This window comes from Brevundimonas sp. (assembly GCF_027484365.1).
GTDB lineage: Bacteria > Pseudomonadota > Alphaproteobacteria > Caulobacterales > Caulobacteraceae > Brevundimonas.
On sequence record NZ_JAIXTC010000002.1, the window covers coordinates 22637 to 44817 of the forward strand.

Genomic DNA, 22181 nt, shown 5'->3' on the forward strand with positions numbered 1-22181 from the left:
GATCGCGGGCGAACGGTTACGCTTGCCGTGCGTTCAGACGCTCCCGACTTCGGTCAGGATCAGACGAGGAGACCTTCATAGTGGCCAACATCACCCTGGTGGACGACGACGAGAACATCGTCGCTTCCGTGTCGCTGGCTCTCGAGAGCCATGGCCACAAGGTGGTCGCCTATCACGACGGCGCCACCGGCCTTGAAGCGCTGGAGGCCTCGCCGCCCGATCTGGCCATCCTCGACGTCAAGATGCCCCGGATGGACGGCATGGAGGTGCTGCGCCGCCTGCGCCAGACGTCCCAGATCCCGGTCATCATGCTGACTTCGAAAGACGAGGAGATCGACGAGATCCTCGGCTTCAACCTCGGCGCAGACGACTATATCCACAAGCCGTTCTCGCAGCGTCTGCTGATCGAGCGGGTCAAGGCCCTGCTGCGCCGCTCGGGCGGCGACGGCGGCGAGCCCGAGCCCTCGGCCGAGATCTCGGGCAAGGCCATCCGCCGCGGCAAGCTGGTCATGGACCCGGCCCGCCACGAGAGCACCTGGGACGGCAAGCCGGTCAAGCTGACCGTCACCGAGTTCCTGCTGCTTCAGGCCCTCGCCCAGCGCCCCGGGTTCGTGAAGAGCCGCGACAACCTGATGGACGCCGCCTACGACGACCAAGTCTATGTCGACGACCGCACCATCGACAGCCACGTCAAGCGCATGCGCAAGAAGTTCCGGGTCGTCGACAACGAGTTTGACGCGATCGAGACCCTGTATGGCGTCGGTTATCGATACCGCGAGAGCTGATCCTCCGGAATCGTCCGAGGAGTTGCCGCTGCGCCGCCGCCTGATCCGCTTCGGCGGGTCGAGGCTCGGCGGGCTGATCCTCGTCCTGAATCTCATCAGCCTGCTGATTCTGCTCGGCGGGGCCCTGGCGCTCAACGAATGGCGCACGGGTCTCGTCCAGGCGCGTCAGGAATCCCTGCTTGGCCAGGCCGAGCTCCTGTCCAAGGTGCTGAGCGACAAAGAATACACGCGGGGCGAGCCTATCCCCGAGCTGAACCCTGACCAGGCGGCCAAGGTCCTGATCGATCGCTTCGTTCCGGAGGGCCAGCGCGCCCGCATCTTCGACCGCGACGGGGTGCTGCTGGTCGACAGTTTCGACGTTTCCGACACCATCGACGGCGAACCTCTGCCGCCGGCTCGCCCGGCCGGAACCCCCGCGCCGCCGGACACGGGGGCGGACAAGGCGGCGACCACGCTCGAGAACGCCAATGTCGCCCTTGAGGACGAAATTCTCGCCGCCCTCGCCGGTGATCCGCAGACCACGGTCCGGCGCTCGGAGAGCGGCGAGAGGGTGGTGTCCGTCTCCCTGCCCATCCGCCATGTCCAGCAGGTCCTGGGAGTCCTGACGCTGGAGGCCAATGACGTCGACCAGATCCTGGACGCCCAGCGTCGCGCCCTGATCCCCTTCGCCCTGGTCGCCCTGGCCGTGAACCTGCTGGCCTCGCTGCTTCTGCACCTGTTCGTCGCCCGACCCGTCATGCGGCTGTCGGCGGCGGCGGATCAGGTCCGGCTGCAACGCGCCCGCGCCATCTCCCTGCCGGATCTGGAAGACCGCCGCGACGAGATCGGCGACCTCGCCCGGTCGCTGGAATCCATGACCGACACCCTGTCGACCCGGATGGACGCCATCGAGCGGTTCGCCGCCGATGTGTCCCACGAGATCAAGAACCCCCTGACCTCGATCCGCTCGGCGCTGGAGACCCTGGATCTGGTTCAGGACCAGGACAAGCGCGATCGCCTGACCGCCGTCCTGCAACAGGACGTGCGTCGTCTGGATCGGCTGATCACCGACATCTCCAACGCCTCGCGCCTCGATGCGGAGCTGTCGCGGGACCGGCCGCGCCCCGTCGACCTGTCCGCCCTCCTGACCGATATCGTCGGGGTCTATGAGACCACCTCCAAGCCGGGCGAGGCGCCGGTGGCGTTGGACATCGCGCTTGATGCCCCGGCGCGGGTCATGGGCCGCGACGGGCCTCTGGGGCAGGTCTTCCGCAACCTGATCGACAATGCCCGTTCATTCAGCCCCGCCGGCGCCTCGGTCCGCGTCAGCGTCATCCGCGACGACCTAGACGCCCTGCCTCTGCATGTGCGGGTCGAGGATGACGGCCCCGGCATCCCGGCCGACAACCTCGAGACGGTGTTCGAGCGCTTCTATACCTCCCGGCCCCGGGGCGCGGCCTTCGGGTCCAACTCCGGCCTCGGCCTGTCGATCGTGCGCCAGATCGTCGAGGCGCATGGCGGCCGGGTCACGGCCACAAACCGGCTGGACGCTTCGGGCGCGGTCGAGGGCGCGCGGTTCGAGGTGGCCCTCCCTGCCGCCGGCCGCAGGGCTTGAACCCGCCCATCCATGCGACGTCGGTCGCCCGGCCCGGTCCGGGCGGCTGGCGCGGCGTCCTGCTGCGGGGCCCGTCCGGATCGGGGAAGAGCGACATGGCCCTGCGCCTGATCGACGCGGGCTGGCGTCTCGTCGCCGACGATTACAGCCATGTATGGGCCTCCGGCGATGTCCTCCATGCCTGCGCCCCGGACCGGATCGCCGGACGGATCGAAGCGCGGGGGCTGGGGCTCGTGGATGTAGCGACACGGCCTGTGGTGCGGGTTTCCCTTCTGGTCGACTGCGTGCAGGCCACGCCTGAACGACTGCCCGAACCGGTGTTCGAGACCGTGGCGGGGGTGCGACTGCCGCGTCTGGTTCTGGACATCCGGCCGGCCTCAGCGGTCCGGACTCTGGCCCTCGCGATCGACCGGCTTTAATCCCGCACCGGTTTGGCCTATCTAGGCCCGCTTGGGCTGGAGCGGGGGCTTCCGGGCCACGGCATAGGGGATACCCAGCGTTGCAGACGCTTTCCAGGATCGGCACGGCATGATCGGCCTCGTGATCGTCACCCACGGTGGCCTCGCGTCCGAATTCCTGTCCGCCATGGAGCATGTGGTCGGCCCCCAGCGCGGGGTCGCGGCCATCTGTATCGGGCCCGAGGATGACATGGAGCGGCGCCGTCGTGACATCGTCGACGCCGCCGCCGCCGTCGACGACGGCTCGGGCGTCATCCTTCTGACCGACATGTTCGGCGGCACGCCGTCGAACCTCGCCATCTCGGTGATGGAGCAGACCCATGCCGAGGTCATCGCGGGGTTGAACCTGCCCATGCTGATCAAATTGGCCAGCGTGCGCGGACGCGAAACGCTTGAGACCTGCGTCGCCCACGCCCAGGACGCAGGCCGCAAATACATCTCCGTGGCCTCCTGGGTCCTGGCGGGCGAGAAATAGCCTTGGGCGAGACGATGCCGACCGCGAAGGCGACCGCGAACATCTGCAACACCCGGGGGCTCCATGCCCGGGCCTCCGCCAAATTCGTCAAGCTGGCGTCCAGCTTCGAGGCCGAGATCCATGTGACCCGCGACGGCGTCACCGTCGACGCCCGCTCGATCATGGGTCTTCTGATGCTCGGCGCCGGGAACGGTTGCTCGATCGAGATCACCGCCGAAGGCTCCGACGCCCGGGAGGCTATCGACGCCCTCGGCGACCTGGTCGCCCGCAAGTTCGACGAGGACAGCTGACCTGTCGGGGGCGGGCCTGGCCCGTTCAGTCCGATGTCGGGCCCTGCTTCGCCCCGATGTGGGCGATCCCCAGCCTCTCCGCGATCCTGACCTGACGATCCCGTTCCCGTGCGGCCTGTCTCTGCGCTTCGGTCCGGGTGTCATGGCATCGCGCGCAGCAGACGCCCTCGACATAGAGGGGCGACGTCCGGCCCTCCGGGCTGACCGGCATCCGGCAGCCCCGGCAGAGGGTGTGCGTCCCCTCGGCCAGTCCGGGCCCGACCGCGACCCGTTCGTCGAAGACGAAGCATTCGCCGTTCCACAGGCTTTCGGCCTCCGGCACCGTCTCCAGATAGCGCAGGATCCCGCCCTGCAGATGGAAGACGTCGGTCACCCCTTCCGACTTCAGGAAGGCCGTCGACTTCTCGCAGCGGATGCCGCCGGTGCAGTACATGGCCACCTTCGGCGGGTTCGGCCCCATCTCCCGTTTCCGGGCGAGCAGGGCCCGCCCTTCGGTCCGGAACCACTCCGGAAAATCGCGGAACGACCGCGTGTTCGGCTGCACCGCCCCGGCAAAGGCCCCGACCTCGCCCTCGTAGTCGTTACGCGTGTCGATCACGATCGTGTCCGGATCGGCGATCAGGGCGTTCCAGTCCTCGGGCGCAACATAGGTCCCGGCGTTCATGGCCGGCTCCAGGTCGGGCAGGCCCAGGGTGACTATCTCGGGCTTCACCCGGACCTTCAGCCGATGGAACGGCATCCGTTCGGCGGAGGAATATTTGACGTCGGTCCCGGCGAAGCCGGGCAGGGCGGTCAGGCTGGCGATCACCCGCGCGATCGCCCCGGCCGGACCCGCGATGGTCCCGTTCACGCCCTCGCAGGCCACCAGCAGGGTGCCGCGCACGTCCTCGCCACAGAGATCCTCCAGGAGATCTCGCAGGGCAGCGGGATCGGCCACCGAAGCGAACCGGTAAAGGGCCGCGACGCGCAAAGCTGAGTCACTCATGGCTGAAATCCTGACCGCCAGTCCTGCGAAGCGCGTCAGCGCGAAGCAGGATGGTGGAGCCGAGGGGAGTCGAACCCCTGACCTCGTCATTGCGAACGACGCGCTCTACCAACTGAGCTACGGCCCCGTTTTCCGGGTGACAGGCGAGGGCGGGACATAGGCGGGCGCGAGGCGCGGTGTCAATCTCTGCGGTATCGGCGCCTGCGACCACGCAAAACCTTGGCCTTCCGCGGTCCGACGGCTAGAACCGACCTTCCCCCTCTTTCAGGAGTTCCCCGAATGGGCGAAGCGATCGTCTGGCTCATCAACGCCATCATCAGCCTGATGACCTGGTTCATCATCGGCTCGGCGATCCTCAGCTGGCTGTTCGCCTTCGATGTGATCAACCACCGCAATCGCTTCGTGAACCAGCTGGCCGGATTCCTCGACGCGGTCACGCGGCCCCTGATGGAGCCGTTCCGGCGGATCATCCCGCCCCTGGGGGGCATCGACATCTCGCCGATCGTCGTGTTGCTGCTGCTGAACTTCGCCCGGATCGCCTTCAACAACATGGCCGCCGGGCCGATTATCGCCGTCCTCGGCTAGAGCCGGATCCGGAAAATTGTGCGCGGTTTTCCGGATGGGTCCGGCGTCCGCATGACGCCAGGGCCGTGGCGCAGGCGCCGCACTGCGACATTCCAGCCTTGCGCCGCGCCCGGACGCTCTTAAGGTGCGGTCGCCCGGGCGAGACGCCGCTTCTGACCACGACTTCATGACCTCCACGATCAAAACAGTCGCCGTGATCGGCGCCGGGCAGATGGGCGTCGGCATCGCCCACGCCGTGGCCCTGGGCGGATATCAGGTGCGGCTGTACGACCTGGTCGCCGACCGTCTGCCCCTGGCGATCGGCGTGATCGGCGCCTCCCTGGCCCGCCAGGTCGAGCGCGGGACGGTCACCCGGGCCCAGGCCGATGCGGCCCTCGCCAATATCTCCGGGGTGGAGACCCTGGCCGAGGCCGGCAAGGCCGATCTGGTCATCGAGGCCGCCGTCGAGGACGAGGCGATCAAGAAGGCCGTGTTCGCCGAACTGGTCCCGCATCTCGGCGCCAACACCGTTCTGGCCTCCAACACCTCCTCCATCTCGATCACCCGTCTGGCGTCCGCCACCGACCGGCCCGACCGGTTCATCGGCCTGCATTTCATGAAGCCGGCGCCGGTGATGAAACTGGTGGAGATCATCCGCGGCATCGCCACCTCGGCCGCCACCTACGACGCCGCCGTCGCCTTCGCCGAGAGCCTGGGCAAGACCACGACCAATGCCGAGGACTTCCCCGCCTTCATCGTCAACCGCATCCTGGTGCCGATGATCAACGAGGCGATCTATGTCCTCTATGAAGGCGTCGGCAACGTCGCCTCGATCGACAAGGCGCTCAAGCTGGGCGCCAACCACCCGATGGGGCCGCTGGAGCTGGCCGACTTCATGGGTCTGGACGTCGTCCTGGCCATCATGAATGTGCTGTACGAAGGCCTGGCTGACAGCAAATACCGGCCCTGTCCCCTGCTGGTGAAATATGTCGAGGCCGGCTGGCTGGGGCGCAAGTCCGGCCGCGGCTTCTACGACTATTCCGGCGACGCGCCGGTCCCGACCCGCTGATGGCCCGTTTCGACACCCCCGCCGACCTGCCGGGCCAGGCGCCGGTCATCTGGCGCCGGACCCGGGCGGCGATCCCGCTCGCAGCCCTGGCCGGCGTCCTGTGGCCGCCACTGGTCCTCACCCTGCTGATCTGGCCTCCGCAGAACTGGATTCCGGGCCAGGACATCGACTGGCGTCTGACAGTTCTGGTGATCGGCATGATCGCCGTCCCCGTGGGCCTGTGGTCGATCCGGCGCGAGCGCGACCGTCGGGGCCGCCCGGCCTCGCGTCTCGGCGTCGTGTGGCGCTTCATGCTGTATGGCGGCCTGCTGGCCGCTGCCGCCCAGACGGTGCTGGCCCTGGCCATGATGGTCTATGGCATGATCCAGTCGGGCAGCGTCGGCCAGGGCGTCGGCGCGACCGAGACCACCCTGCTGATCTACGGCGTTGCCGGCCTGCCGGTCGCGATCCTGGTCGGGGTCAGCTATGCCCTCTGGGCGGGCCTTTGCGCCGCCTTTATCGCCTTCATCCCCGCGCCGGAGAAGGTGAAGGACCGGCTGGGCGTGCTCGGCGGCTGATCCGAGGCTGAGCGGGCGGTTTACGCCCGGCGGCTTTGCGCTAGAGTTCGTTCCATCGTCTGCTTTGGGGGAAGCGCAGGGCCATGTCCGAAGTCGAAATTCAGCCTCAGACGGCTGCCGTAGGCTTGGCGCCGACCGGGTCGAAAGACCGCATCTTCCAGCTGGACGTCCTGCGCGGCTGGGCGATCCTCGGGATCCTGGCCGTCAACGCCATCGCCTTCGCCTGGCCTTTCCAGGTCATGATGTCCGAGGCGCCGCCTCCGGGCGCGACCGGCCGGGCCGATCTGATCGGCGTGTGGGTGACCGACGTCTTCTTCCACGACAAGTTCCGCACCCTCTTCACCATGCTCTTCGGCGTGTCGATCTTTCTGGTCGGCGGCGAGAAGAACGACGAATCGCGTGGCTCCCTGCTCTGGCGTCGCCTGCTGTGGCTGGGCCTGTTCGGTCTGCTGCACGGCGTCGTGCTCTGGTACGGCGATATCCTGCTCCACTACGCCTACTGCGGCCTCCTGATGATGATGATGCGCTCCTGGAGCGCCCGGCGGCTGCTGTGGATCGGCGGCGGTGTGACCCTGTTGTGGGCCGTCGTCGCTGCGGTCGCCTCCTGGGGTATGGCCAATCTGCCGGCCGAGGTCGCCGCCCAGATGGAGGCCGCCCGCCCGGTCGCGAGCCCCGAAGCCATCGCCGAGGCCGTGGCCCTCTACCGGTCCGGCTGGCCGGCCGGTCTCATGGAGAACATCGAGGTCTGGGCGACCTTCCAGCTGATGGCCAGCCCGTTCCTGATTCCGGTGACTGTGCCGCTGATGATGCTGGGTCTGGGCCTGTTCAAGTCAGGCTATCTGATCGGTCGTGCACCCCTGTGGACCTACGCCCTCGTCATCCTGATCGGCGGCGCCAATCTGGCGGCCTTCGCCGTCTGGGGCTGGCAGGACACAATGGCCGGGGAGGGCGATCCGACCCGTGGCCTGGCGGGGGCCGCGAGCGGCGCGGCCTTCCTGATCACCCTCTTCTACGTCAGCGTGCTGATCCTTCTGGTGCGTTTCGGTCTCAGGCCGCTGGTCGCCTGGCTGGCGCCGGTCGGCCGGATGGCCTTCACCAACTACCTGACCCAGACCCTCATCATGGTCACCCTCTACTACGGGCCGTGGGGGCCGATGTGGATGGGCCAGCACGGTCCGGCCCAGATGTGGGCGGTGGTCGGCGCGGTCTGGGCGGCCCAAATCGTCTGGTCGCCGCTGTGGCTGTCGGTCTTCTCGATGGGGCCGCTCGAATGGATCTGGCGCTGCCTGACCTATGGACGGATGGTGCCGCTGAGGAAGTAGGGCAGTGGCGAGTGAGGAGTGACGAATGGCGAGGTCCGCTCCGGACCATCGCGCGTCCCCGGTCACCCCGGGCGTTGGAAGAGCGCCTTGAACTCGCCACTCGCCACTCGCCACTCGTCACTCTAGAACGCCGTCCATGACCGACGCCCCCTCCGCTGCCGAAGCCCCCGAACCCATTCGTCCCGAAGCCCGAGGCCCCCGGGGCTTCGCCGACCGGCGCGGAGCCGAGGTCGCCCAGGAACGCCGGATCGTGCGCCAGGTGTCCGAGGTCTATGAGCGTTGGGGCTTCGAGCCGCTGGAGACCGGCGCCTTCGAATACGCCGACGCGCTCGGTAAATTCCTGCCCGACGCCGACCGTCCGAACGAGGGCGTCTTCGCCCTTCAGGATGACGACGACCAGTGGATGGCCCTGCGTTACGACCTGACCGCCCCGCTCGCCCGGTTCGCGGCCCAGTCGTGGGAGACCCTGCCCAAACCCTATCGCCGCTATGCCTTCGGCCCCGTCTGGCGCAACGAGAAGCCCGGCCCGGGCCGGTTCCGCGAGTTCGTCCAGTGCGACGCCGACACCGTCGGTTCGGACCGCCCGGAAGCCGACGCCGAGATCATCGCCATGGCCTGCGAGGGCCTGCAGGCGGCGGGTCTGGCCGAGGGCCAGGCCGTGGTCCGCGTCTCCAACCGCAAACTGTTCGACGGCCTGTTCGAGGCCGGCGGGATCACCGACCCGATCCAGCGCCTGACCGCCCTGCGCGCCATCGACAAGTTCGACCGCCTCGGCTGGGAGGGCGTGGCCGCCCTGCTGGGCGAGGGCCGTCTCGATGAAAGCGGCGACTATACAAAGGGTGCCAATCTGCCCCTGGGCCTCGCCGCGACCATCGAGGCCTTCCTGGGCTCGGCCTCGGAAGGCACGCGGACCGAGACCCTGGACGCCATCGCCCGATCCGGCGCGCTCGGCGCGGCGGGCGAAGCCGCCCTTGAGGAACTGGCCGGCATCGACCGCGCCCTGACCGCCATGCGGGTGGATCAGACCACAGTCCGCTTCGACCCGACCATCGTGCGCGGTCTGGAATACTATACCGGCGCCGTCTTCGAGGCCGAGCTTCTGCTCGACACCGCCGACGACAGGGGCCGTCCGGTCCGTTTCGGCTCGATCGGCGGCGGCGGACGCTACGACGACCTCGTGGCCCGGTTCACCGGACAGTCGACGCCCGCGACCGGCTTTTCGTTCGGCGTCTCGCGGCTGGCGTCTGCGCTGCGGGCCGCGGGCCGGGCGGGCGAGGTCGCGCGCGGCCCCGTGGTCGTGATCGTCTTCTCCCAGGACGACATGCAATCCTATCTCGACGCAGTGTCCGAGTTGCGGGCCGCGGGGATCGCCGCCGAACTCTATCTCGGTCGGGCGGGGATGAAGGCCCAGATGAAATACGCCGACCGGCGCAATGCTCCGGCAGTCGTCCTGCTGGGCGGCGACGAGATCGCCGCGGGTCAGGTGACGATCAAGGACCTCGACGCCGGTCGCGCGGCGGCGGCGGGTCTGGCCGACAACGAGGCCTGGAAGGCCGAGCGCCCCGGCCAGCAGACGGTCCCCCGCAGAGACCTCGTGCGAGCCATTCGCACCATTATCGAAGCTTCTTCGAGAATGTAGGTCGCCTGCGGATGTGTTATCGATGTTCAGTCATGAAACCGTCTGTTTTCGCCTTTGGTTTGATTGACTTGAACCGGCCCGAAGCGTCATTTGCACTCACTCGAACGGCGCGGCGCTGACAAGGCGCAGCCGCAGTTCGGAGGCGTTTCGGGGAGGAAACGTCCGCTCCTCAGAGAGCGTGAAAGCCCGCTGCGATGTATCCCCCGCAGCGGGCTTTTTCACGTCTGGAGACCATCCCTGGAGCGCTATCGCTCGACGCGCGGCGTCTCGCTGCTTGAGCGCAATCTTCCGCGCAAAGATAAAGGCCGGAGCGGTCAGCCCCGGCCTTTTGGTCATATTGGCGATTCTGATCGCCGCCCTTGGTCGGTTTGACGTCGCCTACCAGATGCGGACCCGCTCTTCCGGCGTCAGATAGTAGCGCGTGCCCGGCTGGACATCGAAGGCCTCGTACCAGGCGTCGACATTGCGCAGCGGGCCGATCACGCGGAACTCGGACGGCGAGTGCGAATCGGTGGCGATCTGGTTCTTCAGGGCGTCGTCGCGATATTTCGCCTGCCAGACCTGGGCCCAGCCGAGGAAGAAGCGCTGGTCGCCGGTGAATCCGTCGAGGACCGGGGCCTCGGCGCCGTTCAACGACAGGTGATAGGCCTCCAGGCCCACGGCCACGCCCGAGGCGTCGCCGATGTTCTCGCCCATGGTCAGGCCGGGGTTGATGAAATGGCCGGCGATCGGCTCATAGCTGCCGTACTGGGCGCCCAGACGGGTGGTCAGGGCATTGAACGCAGCCGCGTCCGCCGGCGTCCACCAGTCGCGCAGCACGCCCTGGCCGTCGGACTTCCGGCCCTGGTCGTCGAAGCCGTGACCGATCTCGTGACCGATGACGCCGCCGATGCCGCCGTAGTTGACGGCCGGGTCCGCGTCCGGATCGAAGAAGGGCGGCTGCAGGATCGCGGCCGGAAAGACGATCTCGTTATTCGTGGAGTTGTAATAGGCGTTCACGGTCTGGGGCGTCATGCCCCACTCGGTCTTGTCGACCGGCGCATTCAGGCGGGCCAGGTCATACTCCCAGCGGAAGCGGCTGGCCCGTTCGCCATTGCCGAACAGGTCGTCGGCGCGGACCTCCAGATCCGAATAGTCACGCCAGCGGTCCGGATAGGCGATCTTGACGGTGAAGGCCGCGAGCTTGGCCTGGGCCGCCGCCTTGGTCTCCGGACTCATCCAGCTGTAGCCCTCGATGCGGTGGCTCAGGGCGACCCGCAGGTTGGCGACCAGCTGTTCCATCTGGGCCTTGGATTCGGCCGGGAAATACTCGGCGACATACTGGCGGCCGACGGCTTCGCCGAGGACCCCGTCAGCGAAGCTGATGCCCCGCTTGTCGCGGCTGCGTTGTTCCAGGGCGCCGGACAGTTCCCGCGACCGGAATTCCCACTGGGCGTCCGAGAAGCGCTGCGACAGGCGCGGCGCGGCCCGATCGACGGTCTGGAACGCCTGCCAGGCCTGCAGGGTCGCGACCGGCGTCTCGGCGTAGATGGCTGCGATCTTCGGCAGGGCGGTGTTCTGACGCACGATCAGGCGCGGAATGTCGCCCAGACGCGCAGCCCCGAAATAGCCAGCCCAGTCGAAGCCCGGCGCGTCTGCGGCGAGGCGCTCGATCGTGTATTCGTTATAGGTCCGGTCGCGGTCGCGGCTCTCGGCGGGCGTCCAGTGGGCTTCCGCGATCGCGGTCTCCATGGCCACGATCGCGGCGGCGTTTCCGGCCGGATCGTCCCAGCCGATCATCTCCAGCATCCGGGCCACATAGGCCTGATACTTCACCTTCTTTTCGGCGAAGAGCGGCGACAGATAGTAGTCGCGGTTGGGCAGGCCGAGCCCCGACTGGCTGGTCGAGACGACATAGCGGTCGGGGTTCTTCTGGTCGGTGGTGATTCCGGTCCCGAAGAAGGAGGCGCCCAGGCCGCCGATCGCGCCGCCCATATAGGCCGCCATGGCCTCATGCGTTGAGGCGGCGCGGATGGCCGTCAGGTAGGGTTGCAGCGGCTGGGCGTCCAGCGCCTCGATCCGGGCCGTGTCCATATAGCTGCGATAGGCGTCGGCGATCTTCTGCTCGTCGGTGCCCGGCTGCAGGTCGGTGCGGGCGACCAGCGTCTCGATCATCGCCTTGACCCGGTTGTCCGACAGCTCGCGCAACAGGCCGAAGGAGATGCCGTAGCTGGAGCGGTCGGCCGGAATGATCGTGCGGGCCAGGGCCGCGCCATTGGCGAAACTATTGAAATTGTCTCCCGGCAGCACCGACCGGTCCATGCCGGCGGTGTCGAAACCCCAGGTTCCGTAGTGCGGCGTTTCCGTGCTGCGATAGCCGGTGAACGGCGCGTCGCCGTCCTGGAAGATCGACTGAACCGTGCAGGCCTCGTCGATGCATCCGTGGTCATGGTCCTGGGCGGAGGCGGCGGCAGGCAGCAGGAGCGCGCCGAGCGCAGCGCCGACAAGCAGAGACTTCATGGGGATTTCCTGGGGTTCCGGATCGTCGCCGCGCAGGTGTCGCGGGTTCGGCACGGACCCTACGCCGGGTCCGCCCGGTGTCGCCTTAAAAAAAGTTCATGAATCCCGGCTCGGCGCTCGCCACGGGACGGCTTTAGGGTGACGATCATCCAGCAAGGAGATCGAATGGCGGGCGGACACGGCGGCGGCGACTACAAGGACCTGGTGGTCTTCCTCGCGGCCGCGGGTGTGGTCGTGCCCCTGTTCAATCGCTGGAAGATCAGTCCCGTTCTGGGCTTCCTGGCGGCCGGGGTGCTGCTGGGACCGGACGGGCTCGGCCGTTTCGCGCCTGTCGTCCCCTGGCTCGGGTGGTTCACCATCGACGACGCCGACCAGCTGGCCCAGCTGTCGGAGCTGGGGGTGGCCTTCCTTCTGTTCATGATCGGGCTCGAACTGTCCTGGGAGCGCCTGAAGGCGATGCGCAAGCTCGTCTTCGGCTTCGGCATGATGCAGGTCGTCCTCTGTGCTGCCGTTCTGGCGGGCGCCTTCATGCTGCTGGGCCAGCCGTTGGCCGGCGCGGCGGTCCTCGGCATGGGACTGGCCCTGTCGTCGACGGCGGTGGTTCTGCCGGTCATGGCCGAACGGGGACGGATGCGCGGCGTGGTCGGCCGCGCCACCTTCGCCGGCCTGCTGGCCCAGGATCTCGCCGTCGCGCCCATCCTGATCACGGTTACGGTGCTGACGACCCTGTCGGCGGCCGGAGGCGATCTGTCGCCCGCCGTCCTCGGCCCGGCCCTGCTGACGCTGGCGCCCGCAGCCATCGGCCTCGCCCTGATCGTCCTCGTGGGCCGTCTGGGCCTGCGCCCCCTGTTCCGGTCGGTTGCGAAGAGCCGGACCAAGTCCGGCGGCGGCAGTCAGGAGCTGTTCGTCGCCCTCTGTCTGCTGGTCGTCGTCGGCGCCGGTGTCGCCGCCCAGGCGTCCGGCCTGTCGATGAGCCTCGGGGCCCTGATTGCGGGCATCCTTCTGGCCGAGACCGAGTATCGCCGCGAGATCGAGATCAATATCGAACCCTTCAAGGGCCTGCTGCTGGGCGTCTTCTTCGTCGGCGTCGGAATCGGTCTGGACCTCGACGTCGTAGCGGCCGAGCCGGTTCTGGTCTTCGGCCTCGCCCTCGGCGTCATCGCCATCAAGGCGGTTCTGATCTTCGGTCTGGCGCGGGCCTGGGGGCTGTCCGCCCGCGCAGCCATCGAGACCGCTCTCGTGCTCGGTCCAGCCGGGGAGTTCGCCTTCGTCATCGTCAACACAAGTCTTGTGGACGGCGTGGCGACGCCGGCCTTCACCCAGGCCGTGCTGGTCGCCGCGACCATCAGCATGTTCGCCGTGCCCCTGGCCGCCATGCTGGGCCAGCGGCTGGCGAAGTCCGCTCCGACCTCGCCGGCGCCCGCGGTCGCGTCCGGCGCCGAGCCCGATGCGAAGGCCGCCTCGGTCCTGATCGTCGGCTTCGGCCGGGTGGGGCGTCTCGTCGCCGAGATGCTGGCCGAGCATGGACAGGACTTCATCGCCGTGGACACCGACCCCTCAACCGTCGCCGCTGGCCGACGCGACGGCCATGACGTGTCCTACGGCGATGCGGCGCGACCGGAGATGCTGTCCCTGTGCGGCATCGGGACGATCAAGGCCCTCGTCGTCACCATGGACGCCCCGACGAAGGTGGACGAGGTGGTCATCGCCGCCCGCGCCCTGCGCGACGATCTGGTCGTTATCGCCCGCGCCCGCGACGATCGGCATGCCGCCCGCCTTTACGGGCTCGGCGTCACCGACGCCGTGCCGGAAACGACCGAGGCCAGCCTTCAACTGGCCGAGAACACCCTGGTCGATCTCGGCGTGCCGATGGGTCTGGTGCTCGCCTCGATCCACGAGCGGCGCGACAAGTATCGGGCGGTGTTTCAGGCGGCCATCCCAGAGGACCGACGCCACCGCAAGACCAGGGCGCTTCGGGCCAACCCGAAGCCTTAACCAGAAACACGACCCATTTTGGTCATCGTTCCGTGATGAAAGCCCGGGTTCCCCCCGGGGCCCGGCGTTCTGCGGGTCGCTTGCTCGCGTCCGCAATCATCGGCGTGACCGATCCAGTCACTGCCCCTTCTGTCCATCTGTTTCGCGGATCCCCCCGCCGTGAAGCGTCAGCTACAGAGTATTCGTGTTCATGCGTGAGTCCGCGTCGACCGCCACCCTTTCCGCCACCGAAGCCCAGCCCCGGCTGAACCGCCGCCAGGCCGCCAAGGTGCGTACGCGCCAGAAGGTGCTCGACGCCGCTCGCGGTCTCTTCGCTGAACGGGGCTACGAGCCCGCCACGATCCGCGACATCGCCAAGGGCGCCGGCATGTCCACCGGCGCCGTGTTCGCCAACTTCCAGGACAAGGCCGAACTGTTCGAGGCTGTCCTCACCGAGGACATGGCCGGTCTGGCCGAGGTCATGCTGAACGGCGCCGGCGACGGCTCCACGCGTGATCGCCTCGTGAACGCCCTGACCGCCGGATATCACGGATCGATCGACCAGCTGCCGCTGTTCCAGGCCATCGTCGCCCGCTCGTGGTTCCAGCCCGTTGCGGCCGAGACCCGCCAGCGCGCTGCGACGCAAGGCCTGACCGACGTCATTTCCGACATCCTGCGCGCCGGCATAGGCGCCGGCGAGATCCGTCAGGACGCCGACATCGCCCTTCTGACCGAACTGACCTGGGACGCCTATCTGTCGAACTACCGTCGCGCCGCCTACGACGGCTGGACCGTGGACCAGCTGGCGGACCACATCGGCCGCCAGGTCGACACCCTGCTGGCCGGCGTCAGCACGAAGTAACTGTCCGGGAGAGGCTCAGCTCTTCCACTTCAGAACCGCCGGCTTGACCGGGTTTGAAAAGCCGCGCCCCTCAGCGCGGCTTTTCTGCCATTCGCGCTTGAGCTGCTGATACCATTTCGCCTGTTTGTCGGCGTCGTCGATCCAGATCAGGGCCGGATCGTAGCGCAGTCCTTCGTTCTGCAGGTTCACCATCCCGCCGTCCTGTTTCAGGAAGGCCACGACCCCCATACGCAGGAAGGGTCTGGCGAGACCGAAGACCCAGTGGTCCGACCAGAAGATCTGGGTGATCCGCGTTTTCGTCGCGGTGACCGGCGTCAGACAGGTCAGGGCCAGGACCTGCTTCTCCCCCACCTGGATACGTTCCCAGCGATAGCCCGGGAGGCGGAAGGTGATCTCGGTCGCGGGCGTCCCGCCCAGGATCCTGTAGGCGCGGGAGTTCGACGACGGCGCGTGCCTCACCATGGCGAAGCCCAGCTCACGCGGCTCGAACGCCTTCGACTTCTCGTGCATCGACTGTTCGGAGCGCCACCACCACTGCTGGTGCACAAAGGGGCCGTGGGCGGGGTCCATCAGTCCGACCACGGCGTGGTCGATATGGCTGTCGAAATCCATCCATTCGACCAGTTTCGCGTCGCCGCCGACGACGCCCGGGAAGGTCGGGGGCGGATGGTCGGGCTCGGCGTCCGAGCGCGGGTCGGAGCGGACGAAGACGAACACCATTCCCTGGCTCTCGACCACCGGATAGGACCGCACCCGGACCCGCTCGACCTCGAACGGCTGTTCGTCGACGAGCGAGGGAATGGCGGCGCAGACCCCGTCAGTGCGGAAACGCCAGCCGTGGTAGCAGCACTCCACCGTCTCGGGCTCGCCCGGCTTCTGCACCAGCCGCCCGGCCGACAGGGGGGCGGCGCGGTGCGGACAGATGTCGCGCATGGCATAGACCTGGCCGTCGCGACGGCGTCCGATCAGAACCGGCTCGCCCAGCAGTTCGTAGCGCTTCAGCGAGGCCTCGCCGACGTCGCGCGACAGGGCGGCGAAATACCAGGTGTCGAGCACGAAGCCCTGGCCGAACGCGGCGGGCGGGGCCTTGGCTTCAGGTGAATTCATCAGACTGTCGGCTGGGGTCATGCGCGGATGATAGAGGCTGGTATCGCTTTCGTCATTGTCCGAGGAAATTCGTCGGGGCAGGTTGCGTCCTGCATCCGTTCGCACGACCTGTGACGACAAGGGACCAGAACGCCGGACGGGCCGGCCCAGGGAAACGCATTTCATGAACAGCCAGATCCTCACCGGCCTCGTCGCCGCCCTCGGCCTCATGGCCAATTTCGCCCTCGTCGGCCCGGCGAGCGCCCAGGACGGCCATGCCGCCCATGCCGCAGACCACGGCCATCATCACGCCGACTTCGAATCGACCCGCATGCACGTCCGTGTGGACGGCGAGGCCGGGCCCGGCGTGCGTGACATCATCCTGATCCCGGGCCTGAGCTCCTCCCCGGAGGTGTGGCAGGGCACGGTCGATCACCTGGGCAGCGGCTGGCGCGTCCACCGCATCCACATCCAGGGCTTCGCCGGTGCACCGGCCGAAGGCAATGCCGAAGGTCCGGTCGCCGCCCCCGTGGCCGAGGAGATCGCCCGTTACATCGCTGAACAGAACCTCGATCATCCCGTCGTCGTCGGCCACTCCATGGGCGGCACCATCGGGATGATGCTGGCCGCGCGTCATCCGGATGCGGTCGGCAAGCTGATGGTCGTCGACATGGTGCCGTTCATGGGGGCGATGTTCGGCGCCCCCGGCACGGACCCGACGGCCGAGAGCGTCGCTCCGATCGCCGATCAGATCTACGCCGGCATGAACGCCGCCTCGGACGAACAGTATCAGTCGATGGCCGCGGCCAGCGTGTCCGGCATGGTCAATACCGATGCGGCTCGGGCGGCGATCCTGGAGGATACGGCGTCCAGCGATCGCCGCGTCTCGGCCAATGCCTATCGCGAGCTGCTCGTGACCGATCTCCGGCCAGAGCTGGCGCGGATCAAGGCGCCGACCGAGGTGCTCTATATCAAGTTCAACGTCCCAGGCATGACCGCCGAGGTCACCGACATGATCTACCAGGGCTCTTTCGCCACCCTGCCGGGCGCGGAGCTGAGGCGGATCGACGACAGCGCCCACTTCATCTTCCTGGACCAGCCCGAGGCCTTCAACGCCCGACTGGACGCTTTCCTGGCCGAATGACCGACCCGGCTGCTCCGGGCGTCCTGGAGGCCGCGGCTGATATCGTCGCCCTCTACGATCGGCGGTCCAGCGACTGGATCGCCGATCGGGGCCAGGTCCTGACCGAGGCCGACCGGACCTGGATCGACCGGTTTACGGCCCGGCTGTCTCCCGGCGATTCCGTGCTGGACGTCGGCAGCGGCTCGGGGCGGCCGATGGCGGCTGCGCTTCTGGAGCGAGGTTTCCGCGTCACCGGCGTCGATTCCTCGGCGCGGCTGGTGGCCCATGCGGCCTCGGACCTGCCGGCTGGCCGGTTCGTCCAGGCCGATATGCGCGCCCTCGACCTCGGCGAGACCTTCGCCGGCGTCCTGGCCTGGCACAGCCTGTTCCATCTCTCGCCCGGGGATCAGCGCATCGCCCTGTCGCGCCTGCTGGCCCATGCCGCCCCGCGTGCGACGATCCTGTTCTCGTCCGGCCCGCGCGAGGGCGATGCCGTCGGCGTCTGGCGGGGAGAGCCCCTCTATCACGGCAGTCTCGACCCCGGGGAGTATGAGACCCGACTCACCGCGCAGGGGTTTCAGGTTGAATCCGGTGTCTGGTCGGACGACGGCTCGGCCTGGCTCGCGCATCGCCATGGATGATCGTTAAGGCCCGCGCCATCGTTTCGGCCGAATGGCCCATCACGCTGACGTGAAGTCTTCACGCGCCGTTCACCACAAAGGCGTTTTGGTGAGCGACGTTTTGGTGCACGCGACGAACGGCTATGACGGCCGGGGCTTCTGAGGATATCGATGGCCGGTCCGGGTTTCGGAAACAGAGGTGGCGGCGGCGCGGCGAAGCCCGCACGCACGCGACTGCAACAGGTCCTCTACTGGGGCTCGGTGCTGGCCGTCTGGGGCCTTATCTTCCTGGTGGTCTTCTTCGCCGTGTTCGCGCGCGGCCTGCCCGACACCTCGGCCCTCTATGATGTCGATCGCCAGCCCTCGATCACCTATCTGGATCGCAACGGAGCCCTGATCGCCACGCGGGGCTCCCAGCAGGCCCCGCCGGCCGATCTCGAGGCCCTGCCCGACTATGTTCCGGCCGCCTTCATCGCCATCGAGGACCAGCGCTTCTACTGGCACCCCGGGTTCGACCCCATCGGCATGACCCGGGCCATGGCCGCGAACATGCGCGCCGGGCGGATCGTCCAGGGCGGTTCGACCCTGACCCAGCAGCTGGCCAAGAACCTGTTCCTGACTCCGGACCAGAACCTGCGCCGCAAGGTGCAGGAGCTGATGCTGGCCGTCTGGCTGGAGATGAAATTCTCCAAGCAGGAGATCCTCGCCCTCTATCTGAACCGCGTCTATTTCGGCGCGGGGGCTTACGGGATCGAGGCGGCGTCGCAACGCTATTTCGACAAGTCGGCCCAGGATCTGACCGTCGGCGAGGCGGCCCTTCTGGCCGGCCTGCTGAAGGCGCCCTCACGCTATTCGCCGGTATCGGAACATGAACGCGCCGCTGCCCGGGCCACTGTGGTGCTGGACGAGATGGAAGAATCCGGCGTCATCACGCCCGAACAGCGCGCCGCAGCCGTGCTGGAGCCGGTCCGCGTCTCGCGCACCCTGGCGACCCAGCACGCCCAGTATTTCATCGACTGGCTCGACAAGGAGATCCGCGGTCTGGTCGGCCAGCCGACCGAGGACATGGTCGTCGAGACGACCCTGGATCTGACCCTGCAGACGGCGGCCGAGCGCAACGTCCGTCGCATCCTGGACCGCGACGCCGGACGCGGGGTGGAACAGGCCGCGCTTGTGGCCCTGGACGGCGACGGCCGTGTGCGGGCCATGATCGGCGGCGCCTCCTATGCCGACAGCCAGTTCAACCGCGCCGTGGACGCCCGCCGTCAGGCCGGCTCGGCCTTCAAGCCCTTCGTCTATCTGGCGGCCATGGAGGCCGGCTACACGCCCGAGACCCCCGTGGTCGACGAGCCGATCCGGATCGGCAACTGGAGCCCGCGCAACTACTCCGGGACCTTCTCCGGCGAGATGACCCTGGCCCAGGCCGTGGCCCAGTCGACCAACACCGTCGCGGCCTATGTCGCTGATCAGATCGGTCGTGACAGCGTCGCCCGCGCCGCGCGCCGGCTTGGCATTTCCTCGCGCATCGGTCTGGAGCCGGCCATGGCCCTGGGGGCGGTGGAGGTCTCGCCGATCGACATGGCTACGGCCTATGACGCCTTCGCCAACGGCGGCCGCCGGGTCGAGGCCTATGGCATCAGCCGCATCCGCACGCCCCAGGGTCGGGTCATCTACCAGCGCGGCGCCCGCGACGCGGCCTCGGGTCAGGCGATCAACAACCCGTCCCTCTACTATATGAACCAGATGCTGCGGGGCGTGGTCACCGGAGGCACGGCGCGCAGCGCGGCCATCGCCGGTCGCGACATCGCCGGCAAGACCGGAACGACCTCGGACTACAAGGACGCCTGGTTCGTCGGCTACACGGGCGGTTTCGTCACCGCCGTATGGGTCGGCAAGGACGACAATACCGCTATGCGCGGCGTCACCGGCGGCGCGGCCCCGGCGGCGATCTGGAAGGGGTTCATGGAGGCGGCCCTGCCGCGCCTGAACGTCCAGCCGATCCCCAACGGTCCGCCCATGCCTGAAGGCTGGGTCGCGCCCGATCCGATCGGCGACCTGATCGGCGATGCTGAAGATCCCTACGGCGACTCCACCGTCCTGCCCGACGGGGTCGATCCGAACCAGGGCCAGCCCTATCAACCGAACCCGCCCGCCGAACAGCTGCGTCGCGACGCCATCCCCACGGACCGCCCGCGCCGCGATGACCCGCCGGACCAGAATCCCGAACCGGCCGCACAGCCGGAGAAGGAAAGCGATCCGCTGTTCTTCTAGCGCCGCCGCCTAGCGGCCGACGGCATGCAGCGCCGCGCCGTGGTCCCTGAGCCAGGCGCGGAACGCCCGGTGGTCGCCGACCAGCCGTTTCACCACCGACCAGTAGGCCGGGCTGTGGTCGGCGTGGACCAGGTGCGCAACCTCGTGGGCGGCGAGGTAGTCCAGCACCTCTGGCGGGGCCATGATCACGCGCCAAGAATAGCGGATCGAGCGGGACATCGGGCTGCATGACCCCCAGCGCGACGCCGGGTCATTGATGGTCAGGGTCACCGGCCGCTGGCCGAGAGCCCGAAGGTGGACATCGGTTCGGGCCTGAAGCGTGTCTCTGGCCATCCTCTTGAGCAGGTTGACCACCCGGCGGGCGAAGGCCTCGCCCTCGCCGCCTGAAACGATGCGAAGGCCGTCAGGCCCTTCGACCAGTCTGGCCGCGCCCGCTCCGCCGGTGGCTTCGAGGCGGACGGTACCGCCGCGATAGGGAATGACTGCGCCGGGTTCGATCGCCTTGCCGCCGGGTCGCGCCGCCAGTCGCTCGGCGATCCAGGCCGACCGGGAGTGGGCGAAAGCGACCGCATCGACCAGCCGCCGCTCCGATGGCGCGATGGCCACAGCCTCACCCTTCCGCGTATCGATGCGGATCGAGATGCGCCGCGCGCGCGGATTGACGCTCAGACGTAGGGCGTGGCCGCACTCAAGCGGCAGTCGCTGACCGGTCTGGTACGGCGCAGAGCTTTTCATTGGCGGCGATGAAGTCCCGGGTGCGGGGGTAGATGTCCTCGCGGAACCGCCGCCCGTTGAAGACGCCGTAGTGGCCGACGCCCGGCTGGACGTAAAGCACCCGTCGGTCGTCCGGGATGTTGGTGCAGATCGTATGCGCCGCCTGGGTCTGGCCGACGCCCGAGATATCGTCCTTCTCGCCCTCGACGGTCATCAGGCCGATGTCGGTGATCTTCGTCAGGTCGACCTTTTCGCCGTGATGCTCGAGCAGGCCACGCGGCAGCAGGTGCGACTGGAAGACGATATCGATGGTCTGGAGATAGAATTCCTCGGTCAGGTCGAGGACCGACAGATACTCGTCGTAGAATTCCTCGTGCTTCTCCACCCCGTCCCCGTCGCCCGCGACGAGGTGACGGAAATACTCGTGGTGGGCGTCCTTGTGCCTCTGCTCGTTCATCGACATGAAGCTGTAGAGCTGGACGAAGCCCGGATAGACCTCGCGGCCGAACCCCGGATAGGGCCATGGCACGGTGTGGATCATGTTCGACTGGAACCAGGCGAAGGGTCTGGCTTCCGCCAGCTGGTTCGTCACCGTCGGTGACAGACGCGCATCGATCGGCGAGCCCATGAAGGTCATGGAGGCCGGGCGGTTCGGATCGTTCTCGGCGGCCATCACGGCGGCAGCGGCCAGCACCGGCGGACCCGGCTGGCAGACGCCGACGACGTGGGCGCGCGGGCCGATCTGGGCCAGCATGGTGCGGACGTGATCGATGTAGTCGTAGAAGTCGAAACGACCTTCCAGCATCGGCACCTGACGGGCGTTGACCCAGTCGGTGACATAGACGTCGTGGTCCTGAAGGAAGGTCTCCACGGTTCCGCGCAGCAGGGTGGCGTAGTGGCCGGACAGGGGGGCGACGATCAGGACGCTGGGCGCCGCGACCGGCTTTTTGGCCCGCTTCAGGTCACCGACGTTGCGGGCGAATCGCACCAGCCGGACCCAGGGGCTCTGCCAGATGACCTGTTCGGTCGTGCGCACCGGCTGGTTGTTGATGGTCACGACCTCGAGACCCCAGGCGGGCTTGCCGTAGCGGCGCGTGACGCTCTCGAACAGCTCGGCCGAGGCGTAGGCTGTCCGACCGATGGCCGTCTGCGACGCCGGATTGAAGGGCGAGGTCCAGAACTTCCGGGCGAACTGCGCCCCGATCCGGAAAGGCTGCGCCGATTGATAGGCGAGCTCGTGAAGTGCGTAGAGCATGAAATCCTGTGATCGGCCCCGCCGAAGCGGCGATGCCAT

Annotated in this window: 20 protein-coding genes and 1 tRNA gene; 15 read left to right on the forward strand and 6 right to left on the reverse strand. The window is 67.9% G+C overall.

Annotated elements, in window-relative coordinates; all coding sequences use genetic code 11:
- The first annotated feature begins 80 nt into the window (after nucleotides 1-80).
- The 5 genes from chvI (at nucleotide 81) to Q0044_RS00330 (ending at nucleotide 3602) form a co-directional block, all read left to right on the forward strand.
- Complete coding sequence (gene chvI / locus Q0044_RS00310) at nucleotides 81-785, forward strand: two-component response regulator ChvI (protein WP_298158152.1); 705 nt, start codon at nucleotides 81-83, stop codon at nucleotides 783-785.
- Entirely contained in the window at nucleotides 754-2379 is a 1626-nt protein-coding gene (chvG, locus tag Q0044_RS00315) for a two-component sensor histidine kinase ChvG (RefSeq protein WP_298158153.1), read from the forward strand. The genes chvI and chvG overlap by 32 nt, the downstream gene beginning before the upstream one ends.
- The gene (locus tag Q0044_RS00320; protein WP_298158155.1) at nucleotides 2376-2798 is read left to right on the forward strand and encodes an HPr kinase/phosphorylase; all 423 of its coding nucleotides are present in this window, start codon (nucleotides 2376-2378) and stop codon (nucleotides 2796-2798) included. The genes chvG and Q0044_RS00320 overlap by 4 nt, the downstream gene beginning before the upstream one ends.
- 109 nt (nucleotides 2799-2907) lie before the next feature.
- Complete coding sequence (locus Q0044_RS00325) at nucleotides 2908-3312, forward strand: PTS sugar transporter subunit IIA (RefSeq protein WP_271084494.1); 405 nt, start codon at nucleotides 2908-2910, stop codon at nucleotides 3310-3312.
- 14 nt (nucleotides 3313-3326) lie between these two features.
- Complete coding sequence (locus Q0044_RS00330) at nucleotides 3327-3602, forward strand: HPr family phosphocarrier protein (RefSeq protein ID WP_298158157.1); 276 nt, start codon at nucleotides 3327-3329, stop codon at nucleotides 3600-3602.
- A gap of 25 nt (nucleotides 3603-3627) precedes the next feature.
- Here the strand turns inward: Q0044_RS00330 and trhO are convergent, their stop codons facing one another.
- Nucleotides 3628-4587 carry an oxygen-dependent tRNA uridine(34) hydroxylase TrhO gene (gene trhO, locus Q0044_RS00335; RefSeq protein WP_298158159.1) on the reverse strand — a complete coding sequence of 320 codons (960 nt, stop codon included), beginning with the start codon at nucleotides 4585-4587 and terminating at the stop codon, nucleotides 3628-3630.
- Nucleotides 4588-4638: 51 nt separating this feature from the next.
- A tRNA-Ala gene (locus Q0044_RS00340) sits at nucleotides 4639-4714 on the reverse strand.
- Between the two features lie 152 nt (nucleotides 4715-4866).
- Between Q0044_RS00340 and Q0044_RS00345 the strand changes: the two genes are divergently transcribed.
- The 5 genes from Q0044_RS00345 to hisS all read left to right on the forward strand — a co-directional run bounded on the left by Q0044_RS00345 (nucleotide 4867) and on the right by hisS (nucleotide 9738).
- The gene (locus Q0044_RS00345; protein WP_298158161.1) at nucleotides 4867-5172 is read left to right on the forward strand and encodes a YggT family protein; all 306 of its coding nucleotides are present in this window, start codon (nucleotides 4867-4869) and stop codon (nucleotides 5170-5172) included.
- A gap of 166 nt (nucleotides 5173-5338) precedes the next feature.
- Nucleotides 5339-6220, forward strand: coding sequence for a 3-hydroxybutyryl-CoA dehydrogenase (locus tag Q0044_RS00350; protein WP_298158163.1), 882 nt, complete (start codon nucleotides 5339-5341; stop codon nucleotides 6218-6220).
- A complete protein-coding gene (locus Q0044_RS00355) occupies nucleotides 6220-6777 on the forward strand; it encodes a phthalate transporter (protein ID WP_298158166.1) in 558 nt (185 codons plus the stop codon). Before Q0044_RS00350 ends, Q0044_RS00355 begins: the two co-directional genes overlap by 1 nt.
- 83 nt (nucleotides 6778-6860) lie before the next feature.
- Entirely contained in the window at nucleotides 6861-8099 is a 1239-nt protein-coding gene (locus Q0044_RS00360; protein WP_298158168.1) for a DUF418 domain-containing protein, read from the forward strand.
- A 136-nt stretch (nucleotides 8100-8235) separates the two neighbouring features.
- Entirely contained in the window at nucleotides 8236-9738 is a 1503-nt protein-coding gene (hisS, locus tag Q0044_RS00365) for a histidine--tRNA ligase (RefSeq protein WP_298158170.1), read from the forward strand.
- A gap of 378 nt (nucleotides 9739-10116) precedes the next feature.
- Here the strand turns inward: hisS and Q0044_RS00370 are convergent, their stop codons facing one another.
- Nucleotides 10117-12237 carry a M13 family metallopeptidase gene (locus Q0044_RS00370; RefSeq protein ID WP_298158172.1) on the reverse strand — a complete coding sequence of 707 codons (2121 nt, stop codon included), beginning with the start codon at nucleotides 12235-12237 and terminating at the stop codon, nucleotides 10117-10119.
- 165 nt (nucleotides 12238-12402) lie between these two features.
- On the opposite strand from Q0044_RS00370, the gene Q0044_RS00375 reads away from it, so the two are divergent.
- Together Q0044_RS00375 and Q0044_RS00380 are read left to right on the forward strand one after the other, a co-directional pair.
- Nucleotides 12403-14232: a cation:proton antiporter domain-containing protein gene (locus Q0044_RS00375; RefSeq protein WP_298158174.1), complete on the forward strand. Its 1830-nt coding sequence runs from the start codon at nucleotides 12403-12405 to the stop codon at nucleotides 14230-14232.
- A gap of 190 nt (nucleotides 14233-14422) precedes the next feature.
- Nucleotides 14423-15073 carry a TetR/AcrR family transcriptional regulator gene (locus Q0044_RS00380; RefSeq protein WP_298158176.1) on the forward strand — a complete coding sequence of 217 codons (651 nt, stop codon included), beginning with the start codon at nucleotides 14423-14425 and terminating at the stop codon, nucleotides 15071-15073.
- Nucleotides 15074-15088: 15 nt separating this feature from the next.
- Here Q0044_RS00380 and Q0044_RS00385 read toward each other — a convergent pair whose 3' ends face one another.
- Nucleotides 15089-16180 (reverse strand): Rieske 2Fe-2S domain-containing protein, encoded by a 1092-nt coding sequence (locus tag Q0044_RS00385; protein WP_298158177.1) that lies wholly within the window; start codon nucleotides 16178-16180, stop codon nucleotides 15089-15091.
- Nucleotides 16181-16343: 163 nt separating this feature from the next.
- On the opposite strand from Q0044_RS00385, the gene Q0044_RS00390 reads away from it, so the two are divergent.
- From Q0044_RS00390 to Q0044_RS00400, 3 genes are all read left to right on the forward strand, one after another.
- Complete coding sequence (locus Q0044_RS00390) at nucleotides 16344-17303, forward strand: alpha/beta fold hydrolase (RefSeq protein WP_298158179.1); 960 nt, start codon at nucleotides 16344-16346, stop codon at nucleotides 17301-17303.
- Nucleotides 17300-17923 (forward strand): class I SAM-dependent methyltransferase, encoded by a 624-nt coding sequence (locus tag Q0044_RS00395; RefSeq protein WP_298158181.1) that lies wholly within the window; start codon nucleotides 17300-17302, stop codon nucleotides 17921-17923. Before Q0044_RS00390 ends, Q0044_RS00395 begins: the two co-directional genes overlap by 4 nt.
- Before the next feature lie 150 nt (nucleotides 17924-18073).
- Nucleotides 18074-20173 carry a transglycosylase domain-containing protein gene (locus tag Q0044_RS00400; protein ID WP_298158183.1) on the forward strand — a complete coding sequence of 700 codons (2100 nt, stop codon included), beginning with the start codon at nucleotides 18074-18076 and terminating at the stop codon, nucleotides 20171-20173.
- Nucleotides 20174-20182: 9 nt separating this feature from the next.
- Here the strand turns inward: Q0044_RS00400 and Q0044_RS00405 are convergent, their stop codons facing one another.
- Together Q0044_RS00405 and Q0044_RS00410 are read right to left on the reverse strand one after the other, a co-directional pair.
- Entirely contained in the window at nucleotides 20183-20908 is a 726-nt protein-coding gene (locus Q0044_RS00405) for a M48 family metallopeptidase (protein WP_298158185.1), read from the reverse strand.
- A complete protein-coding gene (locus tag Q0044_RS00410) occupies nucleotides 20862-22142 on the reverse strand; it encodes a polyhydroxyalkanoate depolymerase (RefSeq protein WP_298158187.1) in 1281 nt (426 codons plus the stop codon). Before Q0044_RS00410 ends, Q0044_RS00405 begins: the two co-directional genes overlap by 47 nt.
- Between the last annotated feature and the right edge of the window lie 39 nt (nucleotides 22143-22181).